The following is a 17,495-nucleotide window of genomic DNA, read 5'->3' as shown; positions in this document are numbered from 1 at the left end:
CGATTCTCGCCACCCGCCTGCCGGAGGCCCTCGGCGTCGGGGGCCCCTCTCACCCGCCGGGGCGTCCCGCCGAGGTCAGCAGCTGCATCGCCGCGAGCTGCGCGTACAGCTCGTCCTCGGCCACCAGCTCCTCATGGGTGCCGACCGCGCGGACCTTGCCCGCGTCCATGACGACGATGCGGTCGGCGTCCGTCACGGTCGACAGGCGATGGGCCACCACCAGCACGGTGGTCTCGCGTGCGGTCTCGGCGATGACGTCCCGCAGTGCCAGCCCGTTGACGGCGTCGAGCTGCGAGGTCGCCTCGTCCAGGAGCAGCAGCCGGGGCCCGCGCAGCAGCGCGCGGGCGGTCGCGATGCTCCCCCACCTTCGGCGGGGGGGACCCCCAGGCGCTCGCCGCCGGACAGTTTCGTGCCGCGGTGCCCGACCGGGGTGTCCAGCGAGGAACGCCAGCTCGACGGCGGAACCAGTCGCCCACGCCGCCCCCGGGCGTGGGGAAGGGACCGACGTGCACGGCGAACATTCCGAACACGGCCAGTGCGCGGGCGAGGTCCACGCCGATCAACCGCGCCATCGGCACGGGGCGTTCCGTCGCCGTGGTGGACCCGGGTGAGGGTGAGGGCCGACGAGGCGTCTTCTTGGCGCTTTCGATCTCGGTCACCGGGACAACCCTGCCGAGGCGGTGGGCGGTCGACCATCCGCCGGGCTTCGGGAGGTGCCCCGCCGGTCGGCCGACCGGCCCCCTCCGATTGGCGGGGGGCCGGTCTCGGCCGTACACGAACGACTGTGGTCGCGAGCCCGATCCGCGCAGGGACCGTCCTGCTGTTCTTCACCACCGGCGCCGTCGCCCCTTGGCACAGCGGTCCGCTGTACCCGGCCGACTCACCGGCAGGACGCGACCGCGCTGGACACCGCCCTCGGCATGGCCGCGTTCCTCGTGCTCACCGCCGACGGAGCGGCCGCCGTCGACACGTCACCACCGGCATCCCTCAGGGCGCCGTGCTCCCGGTCCCGGTGTCGATGAGGATCTGTTCCGCCCTGGTGACGTTGTCGGGCCGGACAGCCTGGGCCATGGCGGCGTGCGCGGCCTCGGTTGTCGCGTTCGGCGGAATCACCAGCAACGAGAAGATGTCCTCCTCCCCCCGAGTGATCAGGACAGTGTCGTCAGCGACGGCGAAGGAGTCGATGTGCACCACACGGTCGTCGACGACGATCCGCGTCGGGAGCCCTTCCCAGCCCCCGGCATCCAGCCCTACTCGGGTGACGGGACCGAGGTATTCGGTGAGGGCCGTCACGAGGGCGGGCAGCTCGGCGCCGATGTCCCGGGACCGCGGCCACCACGCCCCGTCGAGGATGCCCTCGCGCGACTGCGTCGTCTTCAGCCGGAGCAGTGCGCTCCCCGGCCGCAGATCGGAAAGATCAGCATTGGGCAGATGCCGTGAACCAGGGGGTGTGTCGGAGTCGACCATGAGGAACCTGCCCGTCTTCGAGGTTCGGCGTGTCCGGCGAGCACGGGATCGGAAGGGTGCCTTCACCACGTTACTCCGCGTGGTGAGGTGAAACCGGGACGACTCAGGCCCCTGACCACCTCAGCGGCGGTGGCGTCACGGCGGTCCTGGCCCGGGCATCGCGCCGAGCGCGGCCTCGTGGACCATGAGCAGCCGCTTCTCCGGCCGAGGGCTCACCGAGAACGGCAGAGGCCCGGGAGCCGATGAGCGGTGGCCCTCGGCACGTCCACCGGCTCCCGTACCGGCAGTCGGAGACCCACCCGTGGGTGGGCTCCCCGACTTCGGCACCGTCGCGACGGACCCCGACAGCGCCCCACGGGGTTGGCCCGGTTCCTCATCGAGAGTGATCGCAGCGACGCGCCGCGCAGTCGTCCCGCCGGGGTGGAGGGGCGCGCCACCCTGCTCCGCCTCGCGGTCGACACCGGACTGCCGCCAGGGTTCCGCCTGCCCACCCGTCCGACGACGAACAACTGCCCGACGAGATCCGCAATGCTCTGGACAGGGCACTCGCCGTCGCGCAGCCCGAGTGAAGGCACAGCTCTGCCGTCCGCTGTCTCAGCCGGACGGCAGAGCGGGCGGACGAATTGAACGCTGGCTCACTGCCGAACCGGCACGCGACGCGACCTCCGCTCACCGGGTCCCCGAGCGCCTCCAGCCGAAACGCCAACGCCCGTGGTCCGACGCTCCGGGCCGGATGCTCGTCTGCAACCAGGCCGTACGACTGCGCAGGACCACCGCGGAGGGGGCGGAGCGGTCGCCCGGCGCGTCGCGTCGCGTAGGTGCTCCGTCGTTGCTTCGCGGCCACCGAGCAGCGCAGCTGTCCCGCGGGCGCGGAGGGAGGAACGCGCCTCGGGCGCGGAGGGGAGGAACGCGTCTCGGGCGGGGAGGGGAGGAACGCGTCTCGGGCGCGGAGGGGAGGAACGCGTCTCGGGCGGGGAGGGGAGGAACGCGTCTCGGGCGGGGAGGGGAGGAACGCGTCTCGGGCGGGTAGGGAGGAACGCGTCTCGGACTCGTCGTGGACACGACGCGGGCGGCGGAACCGGCGCGGTCCTCGCTGGAGACCAGCCGCTCCCCGGAAGGGGATCGCAGGAGCGAGTGAGGCGACGGCCGGGAGCGGTCCGTTCGGCCTGTTCGGGGAGTAGCGTGAGGTCATCGGGAGTATTTCGCACACCGGCCCCGATACCGGTGTCGTTCCTGGTGAGCAACGACGCCGGACAACTGCCCACACGCAGGGGGTCCGGAGACGGGTCCGCACGATGTCCGCGACCAACGACCATCCGCCGCTGAGCGCCATGCCCTTCAGGGCCCCGACCGCACGACTCGCCCTCACACCTGTGAGCTGCCCTTCTCCGGGACACGTCGAACTGGACGGCGCCTGGTGGCCCCGCTCACGCGACCTGACACAGGAACTCCCCCCGCTGGCCGATGTACTGGACCCGATGTGGGGCCGGATCACCCGGATCGCCGTCAATCCCCGCTACTGGCCGATCATTCCGCGAAGGATCTTCGTCAACGGCCACGTGGTGAAGGTCGGTTGGTTCACCTCTGAGCTGGATCCGCACAAGATCCTGCTGCTGTCCGGAACGGCGGGCCCCTGGGACCTCCTGGTGATTCCCCCGGAGACCGCCGATCCCTCGGCCGCCCGGCTGATGGCCGCCGCGAGCGCAGGCACCGGCCCGCGTTCGACCGCGTCCGCCCTCATGGCGGCGGAACAGCCCGACGCCACCCCCTCGTCGTACGAGGCCGGGGCCGCTCCGGCGGGCCGACTGGCGGCGGGCATCGACCTCCCCGAGAACTGCGTCGGCATGAGCCTCGCCGACCTCGGGGTCAACGCCGTCGGCCGGGTGACCCCGCGCTGACCGCCCGCGGCGGCCGACATGAGCGGTTCCTCGGCCTCCTCGGTCGTGTCCGGCGGCACGACCGGCAGGTTCCGGGGCCCCATGCCCTCCCGTGATCGTGTGGCGAACCGGAACGAGCAGGAGATCGACAGGGTGGATGAGCCGGCCTCACAGCAGCCGGCAGACCAGGCCGAGAGCCATGAACGGCCACGCCTCCGTCGGCGCAAGCGCCTTCCGACGGCCGCCGCCGGTCGTCCGATCCTCGGCGACGGCCGTCCGAGACTCCCCGCGCGGCCGATTCCCCCTTCTCGGATGCGCGTTCAGGAGCCGCGTGCCCCACGTCGGACCGTGCGACGGCATGCGGGAGGCCACCGGCGCCGGTCTCGTGACGAGAGGAAGCAGAACGAGGCAAGCACAGAAGCCGACCGCAACGGGCAACGAAAGCCGACTGCTCTGCAGAGGTTGCGAATCGGTCCTTGCCCGGGGGCACGGGGCACAGGCAGCCCACGGGCTGCCGAACGGCGTGCGTTCCGACGGAAACCTGCACACGACGGACTGTGTGGCACAGCCTAGGGGGACTCACCCCGGGTGAGAACCCTTCAGGGCCATGGACGAACCGGGAGTTGCCCGTACGCCGGCTCCCTGCCGGCGTCGTTCTCGGCGCACCACGACACCGGTCCTTCGCACGGCGGCCCGGGGACAGGGACCGCGACAGCCGATCCCGCGCTCCACCTCACCGCGAGCGCGCTCCTTCAGGACGCGGGAGGCAGCCGCCGGGCAGGGGACACCTGATCTCCCCGATGCGGCCGTATACCGCGCCTACGATGCCCCGGCTCACCCGTCTCCGGTTGGCGATCACGGGCGCGGGGCATCAGGAGGAGGCAGGCCAGGCCGGGCAGGACATGCCGCGGCCCGGCGAGCGGCCACGGCCATGGTGGTCGGATGGCCCAGGAGGGGAAGTGATCCGCCATGCGTACGCGTCGGCGTACCCATCGGCGTTCCGCACGAGTCGAGTACCTACTGCCCGACGAGGCCGAATCGGCGGGCACAGCAAGGATGTTGACCTCGCAGTTCCTCGCCCGGCCCGCCTTCCGGGCGGTGGGGCTCGACGCCGAGCGCATCGGCGACGCTGCGCTCATCGTCTCCGAGCTGGTCACCAACGCCACGCGGCACGGCGGCAGTTGCCGCCTGTGCCTGCACGTGTCCGACGCCCAGGTGACCGTCGAGGTCTACGACGGCAGCTCCGGCCGACCCGGCGTGCGGCCGCTGACGACCTGGGGTGAGAGCGGGCGGGGCCTCTCCATGGTGCGGTACCTGGCACAGCGCCTCGACATCGATCCGGTCGACGGGGGCGGCAACAGAGTGCGCGCGGTGCTGGCCCTGTGACCGGGCCGGGTGTCACTCCTCGGCCTTCGCGGACGGAAGCATCCTGCGACCGCTGTGCGAGGCGTGGGACGACCGCAGGGCCCGGCGGGGCTGGGTCCGTGTCGTCCGCAGCGGCCGGGGCATAGACCTCGTCCTGCCCGGCGGCGGCGTACTCGGCCGCTTCCCGGCCTGTACCGGCGCCCAGGACGCCTGGCGGGGAACGCCTACGGCAGCGCGTGGCGCAGGACGCGCCCCCACATCGACGCGTACTGCCGACGGAGAGGCCCGGTGACGTACGGCAGCCCGTACCGGGCGCAGATCTCCCGCACCCGGGGCGCGACCTCGGCGTAGCGGTTGCTGGGCAGGTCGGGGAAGACGTGGTGCTCGATCTGGTGGCTGAGGTTGCCGGTCAGCACGTGGAAGAGGAAGCCGCCGTCGATGTTCGCCGAGCCCTGGATCTGGCGCAGGTACCACTGGCCGCGTGTCTCGCCCTCGATCTGGTCCTCGGTGAAGGTCCGTACGTCTCCCGGGAAGTGGCCGCAGAAGATGACGGTGTGGGCCCAGACGTTGCGCAGGGCGTTCGCCGTGAGGTTGCCGAGGAGGCAGGGCACGGCGGAGGGGCCGGCGAGCAGCGGGAAGAGGACGTAGTCCTTGGCGAACTGGGCGACCGCCTTGCGGGCCAGGCCGGTGAGGTCGCCGAGGAAGGCCCGCACGCTCTTGCGGCCGGCCGGCACGGCCTCCGCCTCAAGGTCGTACAGGGCGATGCCCCACTCGAAGACGGGCGCGAGCAGGGCGGCGTACAGCGGCTGGAGCAGGTACACCGGGTGCCAGGGCTGCTCGGGGCTCATCCGCAGGATGGTGTAGCCGAGGTCGCGGTCGCGTCCGACGACGTTGGTGTACGTGTGGTGCAGGTGGTTGTGGGTCCGCTTCCAGGCGTCGGCGGGCGTCGCGAAGTCCCACTCCCAGGTGGTCGAGTGGACCGCCGGGTCGCCCATCCAGTCCCACTGGCCGTGCAGGATGTTGTGGCCCAGCTCCATGTTCTCCAAAACCTTGGCCGTGGTGAGCATGGCGGTGCCGGCCAGCCAGGCGGGCGGGAGGATCGAGACGGCGAGCGCGAGGCGGCCGCTGGTCTCCAGCGCCCGCTGTGCGGCGAGCACCGTGTGGATGTAGTGGGCGTCGGTCGTACCTCGTGCCGCGATGATCTCGGACCGGATGAGGTCGAGTTCACGGCCCAGATCGTCGCTCAGATCAACATGCTCGCCGGTCAAGACAGTTGCTGCGGTCATGGGGGCCTCCTCGGGAGGTCCTAGGCGTCGAGGACGAGCGGACCCGCGGCTCCGTTGACGCAGGTCTGGATCAACTCGCCCGGTTCTCCGTGCAGTTCACCGGTCCGCAGATCGCGGATCCGGCCGTCGACGAGAGGTACGAGGCAGCTGTGGCAGACGCCGATGCGGCAGCCGTACGGCATCGCCACGCCCGCCTTCTCGCCGGTCACCAGCAGCGGACCGGAGGCGGGGGCGTCGGTCTCCACGCCGCTGCGGTCGAACCGCACCCGGCCGCCGGTGGCGTCGGCGGCCTGCGGCAGCACGGGCGCCGGCCGGAAGCGTTCCATGCGCAGCCGCCCGCGCAGGCCCCCGGCGCCCCAGTGCCGCTCGGCCGCGTCGAGCAGTCCGGCCGGGCCGCACACCCAGGCGTCCCGGCGCCGCCAGTCGGGGCAGAGCGCGGCGACGCGCTCCGGGGTCAGCCGACCGTGCGCGCGCGTATACGTCAGCCCGAGCCGCAGCCAGGGTGACCTGGCCGCCAGATCGGTCAACTCCGCTCGGAACAGGCACTGTTCGGGATCGGGTGCGCTGTGCAGGAGTACGACGGCGTCCTGGCCGCCCGGTGGTCGGCGGCGGCCGGCGAGGGTGCGCAGGATGCCCATCACCGGGGTGATACCACTGCCCGCCGTCACGAACAGCATCCGTTCCGGCGGCGGATCGGGCAGTACGAACTCCCCCTGGGCGGGGCCGAGTCGCAGCACCGTGCCGGGCGGTGTGCGGTGCACTAGGTGCGGGGAGACACGGCCGCGGGGGTCCGCCTTCACGGTGATGGTGAGCGCCTGGTCGTCGGGTCGTGCGGTGAGGGAGTACGTCCGCCAGTGCCGTACGCCGTCGATCTCCACCCCGACCGGCAGATACTGCCCGGCACGGTGCCCGGCCCAGCCGCGCCCCGGCCGGATGGTCAGGGTGGCCGCGGCGGGGCCCTCGGCGTGCACGGCGACGATCCGGCCCGTGGGGTGCCGGGCGGACAGCAGCGGGTCCAGCAGGGCGAGGTAGTCGTCGGGGGTGGCGGGGCTGGTGAGCGGGCCGGCCAGCCAGGACGCGGTCGTCAGGATCCGTCCTCCGGTACGTCCGGACCACCACCCGGTGAGCCGGTCCGCGACGGGCGACGGCAGCGCGGGCCTCGGCACGGGCATGGGTGTGCCTCTTCTCCTGGGCGTGTGCCTCTTCTCCTGGGCGTGTTCCTGGATCTGCTTCCCGGCGCGGGACCGGGCTTCGCGTCCCGGTGGATTTTCCGGGGTCCGCTGTCGCTTCGCGTGTGTGGCGCGTGATGCGTGTTCCTGGATCCGCGTGCGGCTGCCATGGGACCCGTCGGTCGCGTATGTCCCGGCGTGCCGGTGCTTCGGGCCGGTTACCCCGCAGCGATCGAAGCACACCGGACGGCCGGTGGCCGGGCGGCCGCAGGTTTTGCGCCACCGGTCGCGCCGCCCCCGTCGGCGGGGACTCGGCGTCGGCCCGGCGCGGGTGCGGTGACCTGCGCGGGCGGGCGGCGCGGAGGCGGGTTGCCGCGTCCCGGATCGGCCGGATCGCGGCGGACGTACGGGAGGGTCAGCCGAGCGAACGGTCGACGGAACCGTACGACAGGCCGGGCGCGGGCGAGGGCTGTTGAGGTGCGGTCCGGCAGGTGAAGCCGAGACGGACCAGTGCCCGGACCATCTCCGCGGCGGTGAAGTCGCGCGGGTCCTGACGGGTGATCACCACCCCCACCTGCTTGACGGGGTACACCCGGTCCCCGATGACGACACACTCCCTCGTCACGGGCTCGGGCCGGACGTTCTCCATCGACATCTCCACCTCGGCCTTGGACAGGTCGAAGGGGTAACGGGCGATCACACAGCGCATGATTCCTCACCAGGGTCGGGACGGATCGGAGCGGGGTGGAAGGCGAACGGGCGTGCACAGCGGTCGACTCGGGTGCCGATCGAACGAGAACGGACAGGAGCCCGCGCCCGCCGGACAGCGGTCATCGGTCAGCGGTCATCGGTCATCGGTCATCGGAGCACCAGAAGTCGGCTGGGAGCGAGATACGACGCCCCGCGGGCCTCGGCCGACAGGCAGCGCCAGCCCCAGGACAGCAGTGCTTCGAGTGTGTCCGCGTTGTCACGGTCGACCAGCGTGACACCGAGCGCGGCCGGGTGATCGCTCAGCAGCCGCTTCTGCAGGCGCCGGGCGAGGTTCCACTCGCGGCTCTGGTCCTGGGTGCGTACCTGTCGCTCGACGAGAATGTCGGCGATCGCGAAGAGCCTGCCGAAGGCGGCGACGCGCATCAGGCTCTCCGGGAGGTACCCGTCGAGACCGTCCCACCGGAGCACGTCGCCGCGCACGGGGAAGCCATAGGCACATGCCGTGAGGACGACGGCGCCCGAGGGGCCGGCGGTCTCCGCCACGAGCAGCTCGAACCCCGGCCGCCGCATGTGGCCCGCGAGCCGTCGCCGGAATGCGGCGGACCGGTCCTGGTTGGACGCGTCCGAGGCCCGCACCTGGCTGGACGAGGTGTACGTGTACAGCTCGCCGAGCTCTCGCATGCGGTCGTCGATCTGACGCCGGGTCAGTGGACGGACGAACTCGCCCTCCTCGGGCGAGGGCCCCGGCCGGCGCCGCTGCGGCGGTGCCCCGGGAAGCGTTGGTTGCCGACCCGGCGTCCCGGGGTGGGCGGTCTTCGGGCGGTCCGGCGTGTTCACGGTCATGGGCGAACCCTGCCCCGGGTCCGGACGGGTCCGGCCCGGCGTCGTCGTTCGCCGAGAACGGCACCGGCGCGTGAGCCGGCACACGAGGCGCCCTCGGTGCCTTTGAGCCTACGCCCGACGACGTGGCAGGCGAGAGTGCAATCCACCCGGTGGAACCCGGAAGCCGGCGAGGGAGCGGCTCCGGCGAAGGCACTCCGACCGTCGTTCCCCGGTCCTGCGCCCGTAGCGGGCCCGTAAGGCGGGTCAACCATGGTCAACAGCGGTGCGACCGTGCGCTCCCGCGCTCCACACCAGAGCACGTATGCCCAGGTCAGAAGGTATCCAGCGCTGCAAGCGCCATCGCTTCCCAAGCTGAGAGCGCGAGTTCGGTTCTCGTCACCCGCTCCGCCACTTCACGTCGGCGACGTGCACGCCCCTTGGCTGCGGGTCATCCCCGGGCAGGGTGTAACGGCGGTCGCACTCGCGAGGGGCGAGCGCGAAGGCGAGAGTGATCGGGCCTAGGCGGCCGGTGAACATCAGGACGATGACCGCGAGTTGACCCACTGCGGTCGGCGGCGGCAGCGCGGCAGGGATCGCCGCGCGTCGAGAAAGCGTCGGAGATCGCGACAAGCCCCGGCCAAGGGTGGCCGTTCGACCGTCATGCTCAGCGCCGCACCACCACGCATGAAGCCAATGGTGCTAACGTCAGTAGCATCATGCTGCTGAGACTGGATGTCGCAGACAATCGCCCCCTGCACGAGCAGGTGGCGGGCGCGATCCGGCGCGCCATCGCCGAGGGAGAGTGCGGTCCGGGGGACCGGCTGCCCCCGGCGCGTGACCTTTCGCAGGCATTGGGCGTCAACGCCAACACCGTCCTGCGCGGCCTCAGGACGCTGCGCGACGAGGGCGTGCTGGAGTTCCGGCGCGGCCGGGGTGTGACGGTGGCCGACGGGGCGGACCAGCGCTCCGTACTGCTGGATCGCGTGGCCGATCTGGTGGCCGATGCGGCACGCCTCGGTTACGGCAGGACCGACCTCATAGAGATGATCAGGGGGATTCCGTGAACAAGGACTCCGGCCGTGGCGGCGGGACCACGTGGGGACTTGTCGGGTGGTGCGCCGGGATCCTGCTGTTGCTGGTCGGCATGCCTGTGGCCGCCGGCGGACGGTTGCCGGAGAGGCTGGCCACGCACTGGAGCGGGGCGGGGGAACCCGACAGTTCCATGCCCCTGTGGGGGGCAGCGGTCTTCCCGGCTCTGATCTGGTCCGTGCTGGCTGCGGGGGCGGCGTTCGGATTGCGGCGCACAGGCCCGCAGTCCGCAGGAGCGATACGTGGCTGGGCGGGCGTCACTCTGGCGGCAGGGGGCGTCTTCCTGGTCGGCGGGCAGGCGTCGGTCGTACGGGCGAACCTCGACCGGTCCGACTGGCGCGAGGCCGGTTCGGTGACGGGCTGGGTCGTGGCGACCGTCGTGGTGGCGGCCACGGCAGGTGCGGTCGCCTGGCTCGCGACCCGTCACGGGCCCAAGACGCCGGGCCAGGCGGCGGACGGCCCTCGTATGGAAATCCCTGGCGGCCAGCGACTGGTGTGGCTCTCCCGCACATCCAACCCGTGGCTTCGGATGACCTCCGCCGTCACGGGGCTTGTGGCCCTGGCCGCTGTCGTCGTCGCCGTAGGAGGGCTGGCGGATCCGCTTCCGGCTCTGATCCTCATGGCGCCGTTCGCGCTCGCCTCGGTTCTGGTTCTCGGCTGCGCCTCGGTGCAGGCGCGGGTCAGCGAGGAGGGTGTGAAGGTGTCCTTCGGCCCGCTGGGCTGGCCGGCGCGACAGTGGGCCGTCCAGGACATCGAATCGGCCCGCGTCGAGGAACGAACACCGGCGCAGGTGGGCGGATGGGGGTACCGGCTGAGCGGGCTGGGGACCACCGTAATGCTGCGGCGCGGCGAGTGCCTCGTCATCCGCGCCAGGGGCAAGGAATTCGCCGTGAGCGTCGACGACACCGAACGGGGCGCCGCACTTCTGAACTCCTTGGGGGCAAAGTCCCCGAGGTGAGAAGCGGTCCTGGCCCGCGTCTCCCCCGGCGCGGGCCAGGACAGCCGCTGATCGACGAACCGGTCCGCCGGATCATCGTCGAGCGCTCCCACGGGCTGCCTCTGTACCTGGACCTGTCGGTCATGCGCCACCTGGAGCTTCGACGCAATGGCGGGCAGTCGGGGGTCGGCTCCAGGGCCGCCAACCAGGTCTCGAAGCTGCGCTCGATGACCGCGGCGATCAGGTCGTCCTTGCCCCTGAAGCGGGGCGTCGCCTGACCCGGGACGAGCTCGACGGGCGCCGTGCTCTGGGTGAGCAGGCCGCGGAGGAGGGGCGCGGTCTGCGCAGCCTCGTACGCGACCACCTCACCGCCACCCGCGTCTCCTGGCCGCGCACCCCGGATGCGGCCGACAGCGTGCTGGCCGCCGTGGAGCAGGCCGTCGACGCCTTCGCCGAGGGATACGAGCGGGCCCAGCGCCTGGCCGTACGCGAAGAGGAGGCCGCGCGACGGGAGTTCATCGACGACCTGCTCTACGGCCGCAGCGACCTGGGACGCCTCGCCGAACGCGCCGAACGCTTCGGCCTCGTACTGTCCCGCGCGCACGCCGTCGCCGTGGCCGAGGGCGCGGAGGCGTACGACGACACCGCACCGGTGACCCGCCAGGTGGAGGCCGCGCTGAGGCACCGTCTACACGCTCTCGAACGTGTCCGCGGGACGCGTTCTCGACGAGCCCGCGGGACGCAACGGCAACGGCACCCCGCTCCAGGTGTGGGACGCCGGCGGTGCCTCCAACCAGCAGTGGCCGGCCGGCCGGAACAACGACGGCTCCTACACGCTGACCAACGTCGCCAGCGGCCGGGCGCTGGAGGTCCCCTCGCGTGTCAGACGCCGGCCCGGTCCAGGGCGCTCTGCAAGGACTGCCGGTAGCCCGCGCTGGTGTACGTGGCGCCCGACACCGTGTCGATGTCCGCGCTCTGTGCCTGCAGAGTCTCCTGGTTGAGCTGGGGGACGGCCGTGGAGTTGATGTCCCTGCTGCGCGCCGTCTCGTCGGGCGACTGGACGGCGGTCGCCTCGGTGATCCTGCTGCCGGTGACGGTGATCCGTACCTGGACCGGGCCGTACTTCGTCTCGGCCGTGGACCCGGTGACGGTGCGGGTGGTGGGGGCGGCCGAGGTGGTCTTCGGTGCGGAGGGGGCGCTGCCGGTTCTCGTGGGGGCGGCCGACGCCGTGTGCGACGGCTGCTTGCTCGACGGGGGCGGGGACGGGGTGCGCTTCTTCTCGGGCGTCTTCGACGGCGAGGGCGAGGGCGACGCGGACGGGGTGTGCGCGGACGCCGACGGGGACGCGGACGCGGTGGTACGCGTCGTGATCGCCGGCTTCGCCTGCGCCGCCGACGGGTCCGTGGTCGGTTTGAGCGTGAGCAGCAGCACGATGCCGGAGACGGTGCCGACCGTGGCCAGCAGCGCGTGGCGGAACGGATGCTTCTTCCTCACGGGAGCACCAGCGCATCAGCGGTACGAAGTGTCACGGCTCGCCCGCCTCAGAACTCGAAGGACTCGTGGTGGATACGGCGGTGCGGCACCCCTGCCTCGCGGAGTGCGGCGTACGACTCCTCGGCCAGTCCCGGCGGACCGCACAGGTACACGTCGTGGCGCGCGATGTCCGGCAGGATCCGGCGCAGCATCTTCGCGGTGATCGCGGGCCGTCGCCCGTCCGTACTGTTGACCGCGTACAGCAGCTGGGCCCCGCGCTCGTCCGCGATCGCCTCCAGTTCGTCGCGCAGCGCCAGTTCCTCCGCCGTGCGGGCGCGGTAGAGCAGCGTCAGGTCTCCGGGTGCGCCGGGCAGCGTCTCGAACAGCGCCCGAAGCGGAGTGATGCCGGCCCCTCCCGCGAGCAGCAGTACCTTGCCGCGGCTGCGGCGGGCCGCGGTCATCGCGCCGTACGGCCCTTCCGCCCACACGCGCGTGCCCGGCCGCAGCTCGGCCAGCGCCGCGCTGTGCCCGCCGACGGCCTTGACGGTGATCCGCAGCAGGTCGGGGCGGGGCGGGGCCGAGAGTGAGTAGGGGTTGGCGCTCCAGCGCAGGCCCTTGGTGAGGAATCGCCAGCGGAAGAACTGCCCCGCCTCGGCGCCCAGACGGTGCAGCCGCCGGCCGCGGATCAGTACGGAGACCACACCCGGCGCCTCCTGCACCACCGACTCGACCCGCATGCGGTGCCGGAGATTCAGCCGCACCGGGGTGAGCACGCGGTACCACAACAGCAGGGCGCCGACCGTGACGTACAGGGCGTACCAGGCCGCGCGGGCGGTGGCGTCGCCGACGAACTCGCTGCCCGTGGCGATCTGGTGCCAGAAGGCGAGGTAGACCGCGGCGTAGGTGAGCAGGTGCAGGTAGTACCAGAGCTCGTAGCGCATACGGCGCCGTACGGCACCGGCGGACACCAGGCCGACCAGGAGCAGCAGGAGCGTGCCGACGGCCGCCTCGGTCATCCTCGGGTAGTCGGTGACGACGGTGACCGTCTGGGCCACGATGTCGGTGTCCGCCTGCAGCGCGTATCCGTACAGGATCAGCGCGACGTGGGCGAGGGTCAGGGTCAGCGCGTAGCGGCCGCTTCTCGCGTGCCAGCGCACCACGCGGTCGGACCCGACCCGGCGTTCGAGGGCCGGGACGCGCGCCATCTGGGCGATCACCAGGGCGATCGCATAGCCGGCGAGCAGTCCGGTGATCCGGCCGGCGTTCACCAGCCGGTCCGCGGTGGTCCCGGCGACGGCGGGGGTGTTCCGCCACCACAGCCACAGCACGGCGGCGGCACCCGTCCAGGCGAGCACCAGCAGGGGTGCCGTGGGGGAACGCCGCGGCCGGATCCGACGCATGGCCTGCCGTCTTCCCGCCCGGCTGTGCTGGATCGTCGTCACAAGGCCGTTCTTCCCTTTGCCGACTTCGGTGCCCCGGCACCGTACATCGGCCGGGTGGCTGAAAACAGCCGGTGAAGACGGGGCGCGGCCCACCGGAGAGCCGCTTCCTCGGGAGGGGCGCAAGGGCCCACTTCCCCGTACCCACCTAGTCCAGCGCACGGGCAGGGCCGAGCGTCACACCCTGCGCGGCACGGCGCCCGACCGTCTGTTTCGGACACACCCACCGCATCACCCATGACTACACTCGCCGCCCATGCAACAGCTCGGCCGGAAGACAAATCAGCAGATACCGCACGCGCCTTCATCGGGTGCAGACATCCTCGACACCCCTGTGAAGAGCACGTGGAGTGCCCCCGCACTCGCCGCTGTCCGTGCAGTCAGATCGACACCTTCCGCCGGTTCACGCATCCTCGGGCACGAGCTCGGACGCCCCGTCCGCACCGCTCTCGGAGCACTCACGGCCACCCCCGGCTCCCGCCGGACAGCCCCCGCATCGGCTGTGATTAACGTCACTCCAGGGAGCGTGGTGTGAGCCGCTCGGTACGACGCCGGCACGCCCGTTCCCGCGAGCCCCGCCGGCACTGGCGACTGCTGGCGCTCAGCCTGACCGTCGTCTTCGCCGCCCTGCTCTTCGAGGGCTGGACCATCCATGAGGTCGACGCCGCCAAGTCACGGATCCCCTGCACCAGGCCCGCGCCCGAGGCCGTGGACAAGAGCGGTCCGGTCCTGCGCAGCATCGGCGGAGACGACGACATCAGGTCCTCGGCCATGCCCGCACGTACCGTCGCCCTCACCTACGACGGCGGCCCCGACCCCTACTGGACCCCGCGCCTGCTCGACCTGCTGCGCAGGCATCACGCACACGCGACCTTCTTCCTGTACGGCGCGCAGGCGGCCCGCCATCCCGAGCTGGTGCGGCGGATCCTCGACGAGGGCCACGAGATCGGCTCGAACACGTACACCGGCGCCGACCTCGGTTCCTCGTCGCGGGTGCGCACCGCGATGGAGCTGACGCTCACCCAGCAGACCCTCGCCGGTACGGCGGGCATCCGCACCGACCTGCTGCGGATGCCGCTGACCACCCAGGTGGACACGCTGTGCGGCGCCGAGTGGGCCGCGGCCCGCCGCGCCGCCGCGGACGGCTATGTGCTGGTCGCCGCGGACCGGCCCGACCGCGATCCGAAGTACGGCATGGTCCGCCAGCTCAGCCAGACGGACCTGGCGTACGAGGAGACGAAGGACCTCCTCGGCAACCCGCACGCCGACCGGTTCACCACCGTCACGGAGGCGCTCGGCACGCCCTCGGCCCACACCCGGGTGTCCACCGCCGAACGATGGCAGGGCAGGGCGCTGATCTGGACCACGACCGCCGGTCACGCCTTCACGAACGCCATGACCTGGGTACTGCTCGCCCTCGGCCTGCTGGGCGTGCTGCGGCTGGTGATGCTGACCGTGTTCGCCCGCGCCCACGTCCGGCGCCTGACCCGGTTCCGCCCCGGCTCGCCCTGGCTGCGGGAGGTCAACGCCCCGGTGACGGTGCTCGTACCGGCGTACAACGAAGAGGCCGGCATCGAGTCCACCGTCCGCTCGCTGCTCGCGTCCACGCATGCGTACATCGAAGTCATCGTGATCGACGACGGGTCGACGGATCAGACGGCGGACCTCGCGACCTGGATCGACGACCACCGGGTGCGGGTGATCCGGCAGCCCAACTCGGGCAAGGCGGCCGCGCTCAACACCGGCCTGGCGCACGCCTCGTACGACATCGTCGTGATGGTCGACGCCGACACAGTCTTCGAGCCCGACGCCCTCTACCGGCTCATCCAGCCGCTCGCGCACCCGGCCGTCGGCGCCGTCAGCGGCAACACCAAGGTCGGCAACCGGCGCGGGCTGCTGGGCAGATGGCAGCACCTGGAGTACGTCTTCGGCTTCAACCTCGACCGGCGGATGTTCGAGGTGCTGGAGTGCATGCCGACGGTTCCGGGAGCCATCGGCGCCTTCCGGCGGGACGCGCTGATGGGCGTCGGCGGGGTCAGCGAGGACACCCTCGCCGAGGACACCGACCTCACGATGGCCCTGTGGCGGGCCGGCTGGCGAGTGGTCTACGAGGAGTCGGCCATCGCCTGGACCGAAGTGCCCACCTCGCTGCGGCAGTTGTGGCGGCAGCGCTACCGCTGGTGCTACGGCACGCTCCAGGCGATGTGGAAGCACCGCGGGGCCACCCTCGAAGTGGGCACCGCCGGACGCTTCGCGCGCCGCGGACTGACGTATCTGATGCTCTTCCAGGTGGTCCTGCCGCTGATGGCCCCGGTCGTCGACCTGTTCGCGCTGTACGGGCTGCTCTTCACCGATCCCGTGCAGGCGCTCGGAGTGTGGCTCGTCTTCCTCGTCGTTCAACTGCTGTGCGCCGGTTACGCGTTGCGGCTCGACAAGGAGAAGCTGCGCGCCCTGTGGTCGATGCCGTTCCAGCTCTTCGTCTACCGGCAGCTGATGTATCTGGTCGTGATCCAGTCCGTGTTCGCCCTCCTGGGCGGCACCCGGCTGAAGTGGCACCGCATGCAGCGTGCGGGTACGGCCGCCGCGGAGCAGCTGAGGCAGCCGGTCGCCGCAGGGGAGCTGTCGTCGAGGTGAGTGACTGGAACGAGGAAACACGGACGTCCCGGGTGATCACGGGTCAGGTCGTCGCGCACACGGAACAGATCCGGACCCGGCCGGACGAGACGCAGCCCGGCGGTGGACACACCCGCAGCACGCGGCCCCCGTGGACACGCCCCAGTCGGCGCCGACGTACCGCCCGCCTGCTGGCGCTGCTGCTCGTGGCGCTGCTCCTCGCCGGCGGCGGCACGTACGCCTGGGCCGACGTCGAGCTCGACCGGGCGGTCGACCTCGGCGAGGCCGGTGGCCGTCCGCCGCAGGGGAAGGGGACCACGTACCTCATCGTGGGCTCCGACAACCGTGACGGCCTGTCCGAGCAGGACAGGAAGGATCTGCACGCCGGCGGAGGTGGCGGCGGCCGTACCGACTCGATGATGCTGCTGCACACCGGCGCCCACGGCACCACGCTGGTGAGCCTGCCCCGCGACTCGTGGGTGACCCTGCCGTCGTACCTCGACCCCGACACCGGAAAGCGGTACCGCCCGGCGAAGAACAAGCTGAACGCGGCCTACTCCCTGGGCGGCGCGCGGCTGCTCGTGCGGACCGTCGAACTCAACACGGGCCTGCGCGTCGACCACTACGCGGAGATCGGCTTCGGCGGCTTCGTCGGGGTCGTGAACGCCGTCGGCGGCGTCGACATGTGCGTGGACCGGAACATCAGGGACGAGAAGTCGGGTCTCGACCTGACCAAGGGCTGCCACACCCTGGACGGCGCCCAGGCCCTCGCGTTCGTCCGCCAGCGGCACCAGGAGGCCCAGGGCGACCTGGGGCGCAGCAGGAACCAGCAGAAGTTCCTCGCCGCGCTCGCCCACAAGGCGGCGACACCGGGCACCGCGCTCAATCCGTTCCGGGCGTATCCCCTGCTGGGCGCGGCGCTCGACACCCTCGTGGTGGACAAGGACATGGAACTGCGCACCCTCGTGTCGCTGTTCCAGGCGATGCGGAGCGTCTCGTCCGGGGACGGCAGGCAGCTCAACGTCCCCGTGGCCGGCGCCGGCATCAGCACGTCGAAGGGCAGCGCCGTGGAGTGGGACGCGGCGAAGGCGAAGCGGCTCTTCACCGCATTGCGCAACGACCGGCCGGTGAACACGGAGGAGAGGGGCTGACCGGCCGCCGACGGTGCGAAGGATGCGGGGGCGGCCGGGTCCCCGTGCGTGGCGGTTCCCCGGCCGCCCCAGGCCCTCTCCGTGCCGCTCCTGGGG

Annotated in this window: 16 protein-coding genes and 2 pseudogenes; 9 read left to right on the top strand and 9 right to left on the bottom strand. The window is 71.9% G+C overall.

Translation table 11 applies throughout. From position 1 onward, the window contains the following. Positions 1 to 49: 49 nt before the first annotated feature. Positions 50 to 438: pseudogene (locus POF73_RS22400) on the bottom strand (ABC transporter ATP-binding protein); the annotation flags it as partial. Positions 439 to 987: 549 nt separating this feature from the next. Continuing rightward, positions 988 to 1,467 carry a DUF5994 family protein gene (locus tag POF73_RS22390; RefSeq protein WP_272118178.1) on the bottom strand — a complete coding sequence of 160 codons (480 nt, stop codon included), beginning with the start codon at positions 1,465 to 1,467 and terminating at the stop codon, positions 988 to 990. A gap of 1,295 nt (positions 1,468 to 2,762) precedes the next feature. Between POF73_RS22390 and POF73_RS22385 the strand changes: the two genes are divergently transcribed. Both POF73_RS22385 and POF73_RS22380 read left to right on the top strand, forming a co-directional pair. Next, positions 2,763 to 3,365, top strand: coding sequence for a DUF5994 family protein (locus POF73_RS22385; RefSeq protein ID WP_272118176.1), 603 nt, complete (start codon positions 2,763 to 2,765; stop codon positions 3,363 to 3,365). A 948-nt stretch (positions 3,366 to 4,313) separates the two neighbouring features. Further along, on the top strand, positions 4,314 to 4,730 hold the full coding sequence (locus POF73_RS22380; RefSeq protein WP_272118174.1) for an ATP-binding protein: 417 nt from the start codon (positions 4,314 to 4,316) through the stop codon (positions 4,728 to 4,730). 203 nt (positions 4,731 to 4,933) lie between these two features. Here the strand turns inward: POF73_RS22380 and POF73_RS22375 are convergent, their stop codons facing one another. The 5 genes from POF73_RS22375 to POF73_RS22355 form a co-directional block, all read right to left on the bottom strand. Then, a complete protein-coding gene (locus POF73_RS22375; protein WP_272118173.1) occupies positions 4,934 to 5,995 on the bottom strand; it encodes a fatty acid desaturase family protein in 1,062 nt (353 codons plus the stop codon). Positions 5,996 to 6,015: 20 nt separating this feature from the next. After that, on the bottom strand, positions 6,016 to 7,167 hold the full coding sequence (locus tag POF73_RS22370; protein ID WP_272118172.1) for a ferredoxin reductase: 1,152 nt from the start codon (positions 7,165 to 7,167) through the stop codon (positions 6,016 to 6,018). Positions 7,168 to 7,579: 412 nt separating this feature from the next. Further along, the gene (locus tag POF73_RS22365) at positions 7,580 to 7,873 is read right to left on the bottom strand and encodes an SCO5918 family protein (protein ID WP_272118170.1); all 294 of its coding nucleotides are present in this window, start codon (positions 7,871 to 7,873) and stop codon (positions 7,580 to 7,582) included. 149 nt (positions 7,874 to 8,022) lie between these two features. Continuing rightward, entirely contained in the window at positions 8,023 to 8,718 is a 696-nt protein-coding gene (locus POF73_RS22360; protein ID WP_272118167.1) for a hypothetical protein, read from the bottom strand. A 375-nt stretch (positions 8,719 to 9,093) separates the two neighbouring features. Next, the gene (locus POF73_RS22355; RefSeq protein WP_272118165.1) at positions 9,094 to 9,327 is read right to left on the bottom strand and encodes a hypothetical protein; all 234 of its coding nucleotides are present in this window, start codon (positions 9,325 to 9,327) and stop codon (positions 9,094 to 9,096) included. An 86-nt stretch (positions 9,328 to 9,413) separates the two neighbouring features. On the opposite strand from POF73_RS22355, the gene POF73_RS22350 reads away from it, so the two are divergent. The 5 genes and pseudogenes from POF73_RS22350 to POF73_RS22330 all read left to right on the top strand — a co-directional run bounded on the left by POF73_RS22350 (position 9,414) and on the right by POF73_RS22330 (position 11,724). Then, positions 9,414 to 9,761 (top strand): GntR family transcriptional regulator, encoded by a 348-nt coding sequence (locus tag POF73_RS22350; RefSeq protein WP_272118163.1) that lies wholly within the window; start codon positions 9,414 to 9,416, stop codon positions 9,759 to 9,761. Beyond that, positions 9,758 to 10,744: a DUF1648 domain-containing protein gene (locus POF73_RS22345; RefSeq protein ID WP_272118161.1), complete on the top strand. Its 987-nt coding sequence runs from the start codon at positions 9,758 to 9,760 to the stop codon at positions 10,742 to 10,744. Before POF73_RS22350 ends, POF73_RS22345 begins: the two co-directional genes overlap by 4 nt. Then, positions 10,741 to 11,001 (top strand): hypothetical protein, encoded by a 261-nt coding sequence (locus tag POF73_RS22340; RefSeq protein WP_272118160.1) that lies wholly within the window; start codon positions 10,741 to 10,743, stop codon positions 10,999 to 11,001. Before POF73_RS22345 ends, POF73_RS22340 begins: the two co-directional genes overlap by 4 nt. Beyond that, positions 10,998 to 11,411 (top strand): annotated as a pseudogene (locus POF73_RS22335) (PucR family transcriptional regulator); the annotation flags it as partial. The gene POF73_RS22340 and the pseudogene POF73_RS22335, both read left to right, overlap by 4 nt. Positions 11,412 to 11,427: 16 nt before the next feature. Beyond that, the gene (locus tag POF73_RS22330; protein WP_272118158.1) at positions 11,428 to 11,724 is read left to right on the top strand and encodes an RICIN domain-containing protein; all 297 of its coding nucleotides are present in this window, start codon (positions 11,428 to 11,430) and stop codon (positions 11,722 to 11,724) included. Here the strand turns inward: POF73_RS22330 and POF73_RS22325 are convergent. Together POF73_RS22325 and POF73_RS22320 are read right to left on the bottom strand one after the other, a co-directional pair. Then, positions 11,606 to 12,217 (bottom strand): FMN-binding protein, encoded by a 612-nt coding sequence (locus POF73_RS22325; protein ID WP_272118156.1) that lies wholly within the window; start codon positions 12,215 to 12,217, stop codon positions 11,606 to 11,608. The two genes, POF73_RS22330 and POF73_RS22325, sit on opposite strands and share 119 nt — an antisense overlap. Positions 12,218 to 12,264: 47 nt before the next feature. Beyond that, on the bottom strand, positions 12,265 to 13,596 hold the full coding sequence (locus POF73_RS22320; protein WP_272118155.1) for a ferredoxin reductase family protein: 1,332 nt from the start codon (positions 13,594 to 13,596) through the stop codon (positions 12,265 to 12,267). A 570-nt stretch (positions 13,597 to 14,166) separates the two neighbouring features. On the opposite strand from POF73_RS22320, the gene POF73_RS22315 reads away from it, so the two are divergent. Together POF73_RS22315 and POF73_RS22310 are read left to right on the top strand one after the other, a co-directional pair. Further along, on the top strand, positions 14,167 to 16,269 hold the full coding sequence (locus tag POF73_RS22315) for a bifunctional polysaccharide deacetylase/glycosyltransferase family 2 protein (RefSeq protein ID WP_272118153.1): 2,103 nt from the start codon (positions 14,167 to 14,169) through the stop codon (positions 16,267 to 16,269). After that, positions 16,266 to 17,399: an LCP family protein gene (locus tag POF73_RS22310; RefSeq protein WP_272118151.1), complete on the top strand. Its 1,134-nt coding sequence runs from the start codon at positions 16,266 to 16,268 to the stop codon at positions 17,397 to 17,399. The genes POF73_RS22315 and POF73_RS22310 overlap by 4 nt, the downstream gene beginning before the upstream one ends. Positions 17,400 to 17,495 lie beyond the last annotated feature (96 nt).

Source organism: Streptomyces sp. HD, assembly GCF_028369295.1.
Taxonomy (GTDB): Bacteria; Actinomycetota; Actinomycetes; order Streptomycetales; family Streptomycetaceae; genus Streptomyces.
Note: the sequence above shows the minus strand (reverse complement) of the source record. Positions and strands in the feature narration are given on the sequence as shown.

Excerpts from the sequence above, each read along its gene's own strand:
- POF73_RS22365 (WP_272118170.1), bottom strand. The coding sequence starts at position 7,873 with ATGCGCTGTGTGATCGCCCGTTACCCCTTCGACCTGTCCAAGGCCGAG.
- POF73_RS22350 (WP_272118163.1), top strand. The coding sequence starts at position 9,414 with ATGCTGCTGAGACTGGATGTCGCAGACAATCGCCCCCTGCACGAGCAG.
- POF73_RS22385 (WP_272118176.1), top strand. The coding sequence starts at position 2,763 with ATGTCCGCGACCAACGACCATCCGCCGCTGAGCGCCATGCCCTTCAGG.
- POF73_RS22320 (WP_272118155.1), bottom strand. The coding sequence starts at position 13,596 with ATGCGTCGGATCCGGCCGCGGCGTTCCCCCACGGCACCCCTGCTGGTG.
- POF73_RS22380 (WP_272118174.1), top strand. The coding sequence starts at position 4,314 with ATGCGTACGCGTCGGCGTACCCATCGGCGTTCCGCACGAGTCGAGTAC.
- POF73_RS22360 (WP_272118167.1), bottom strand. The coding sequence starts at position 8,718 with ATGACCGTGAACACGCCGGACCGCCCGAAGACCGCCCACCCCGGGACG.
- POF73_RS22390 (WP_272118178.1), bottom strand. The coding sequence starts at position 1,467 with ATGGTCGACTCCGACACACCCCCTGGTTCACGGCATCTGCCCAATGCT.
- POF73_RS22370 (WP_272118172.1), bottom strand. The coding sequence starts at position 7,167 with ATGCCCGTGCCGAGGCCCGCGCTGCCGTCGCCCGTCGCGGACCGGCTC.
- POF73_RS22375 (WP_272118173.1), bottom strand. The coding sequence starts at position 5,995 with ATGACCGCAGCAACTGTCTTGACCGGCGAGCATGTTGATCTGAGCGAC.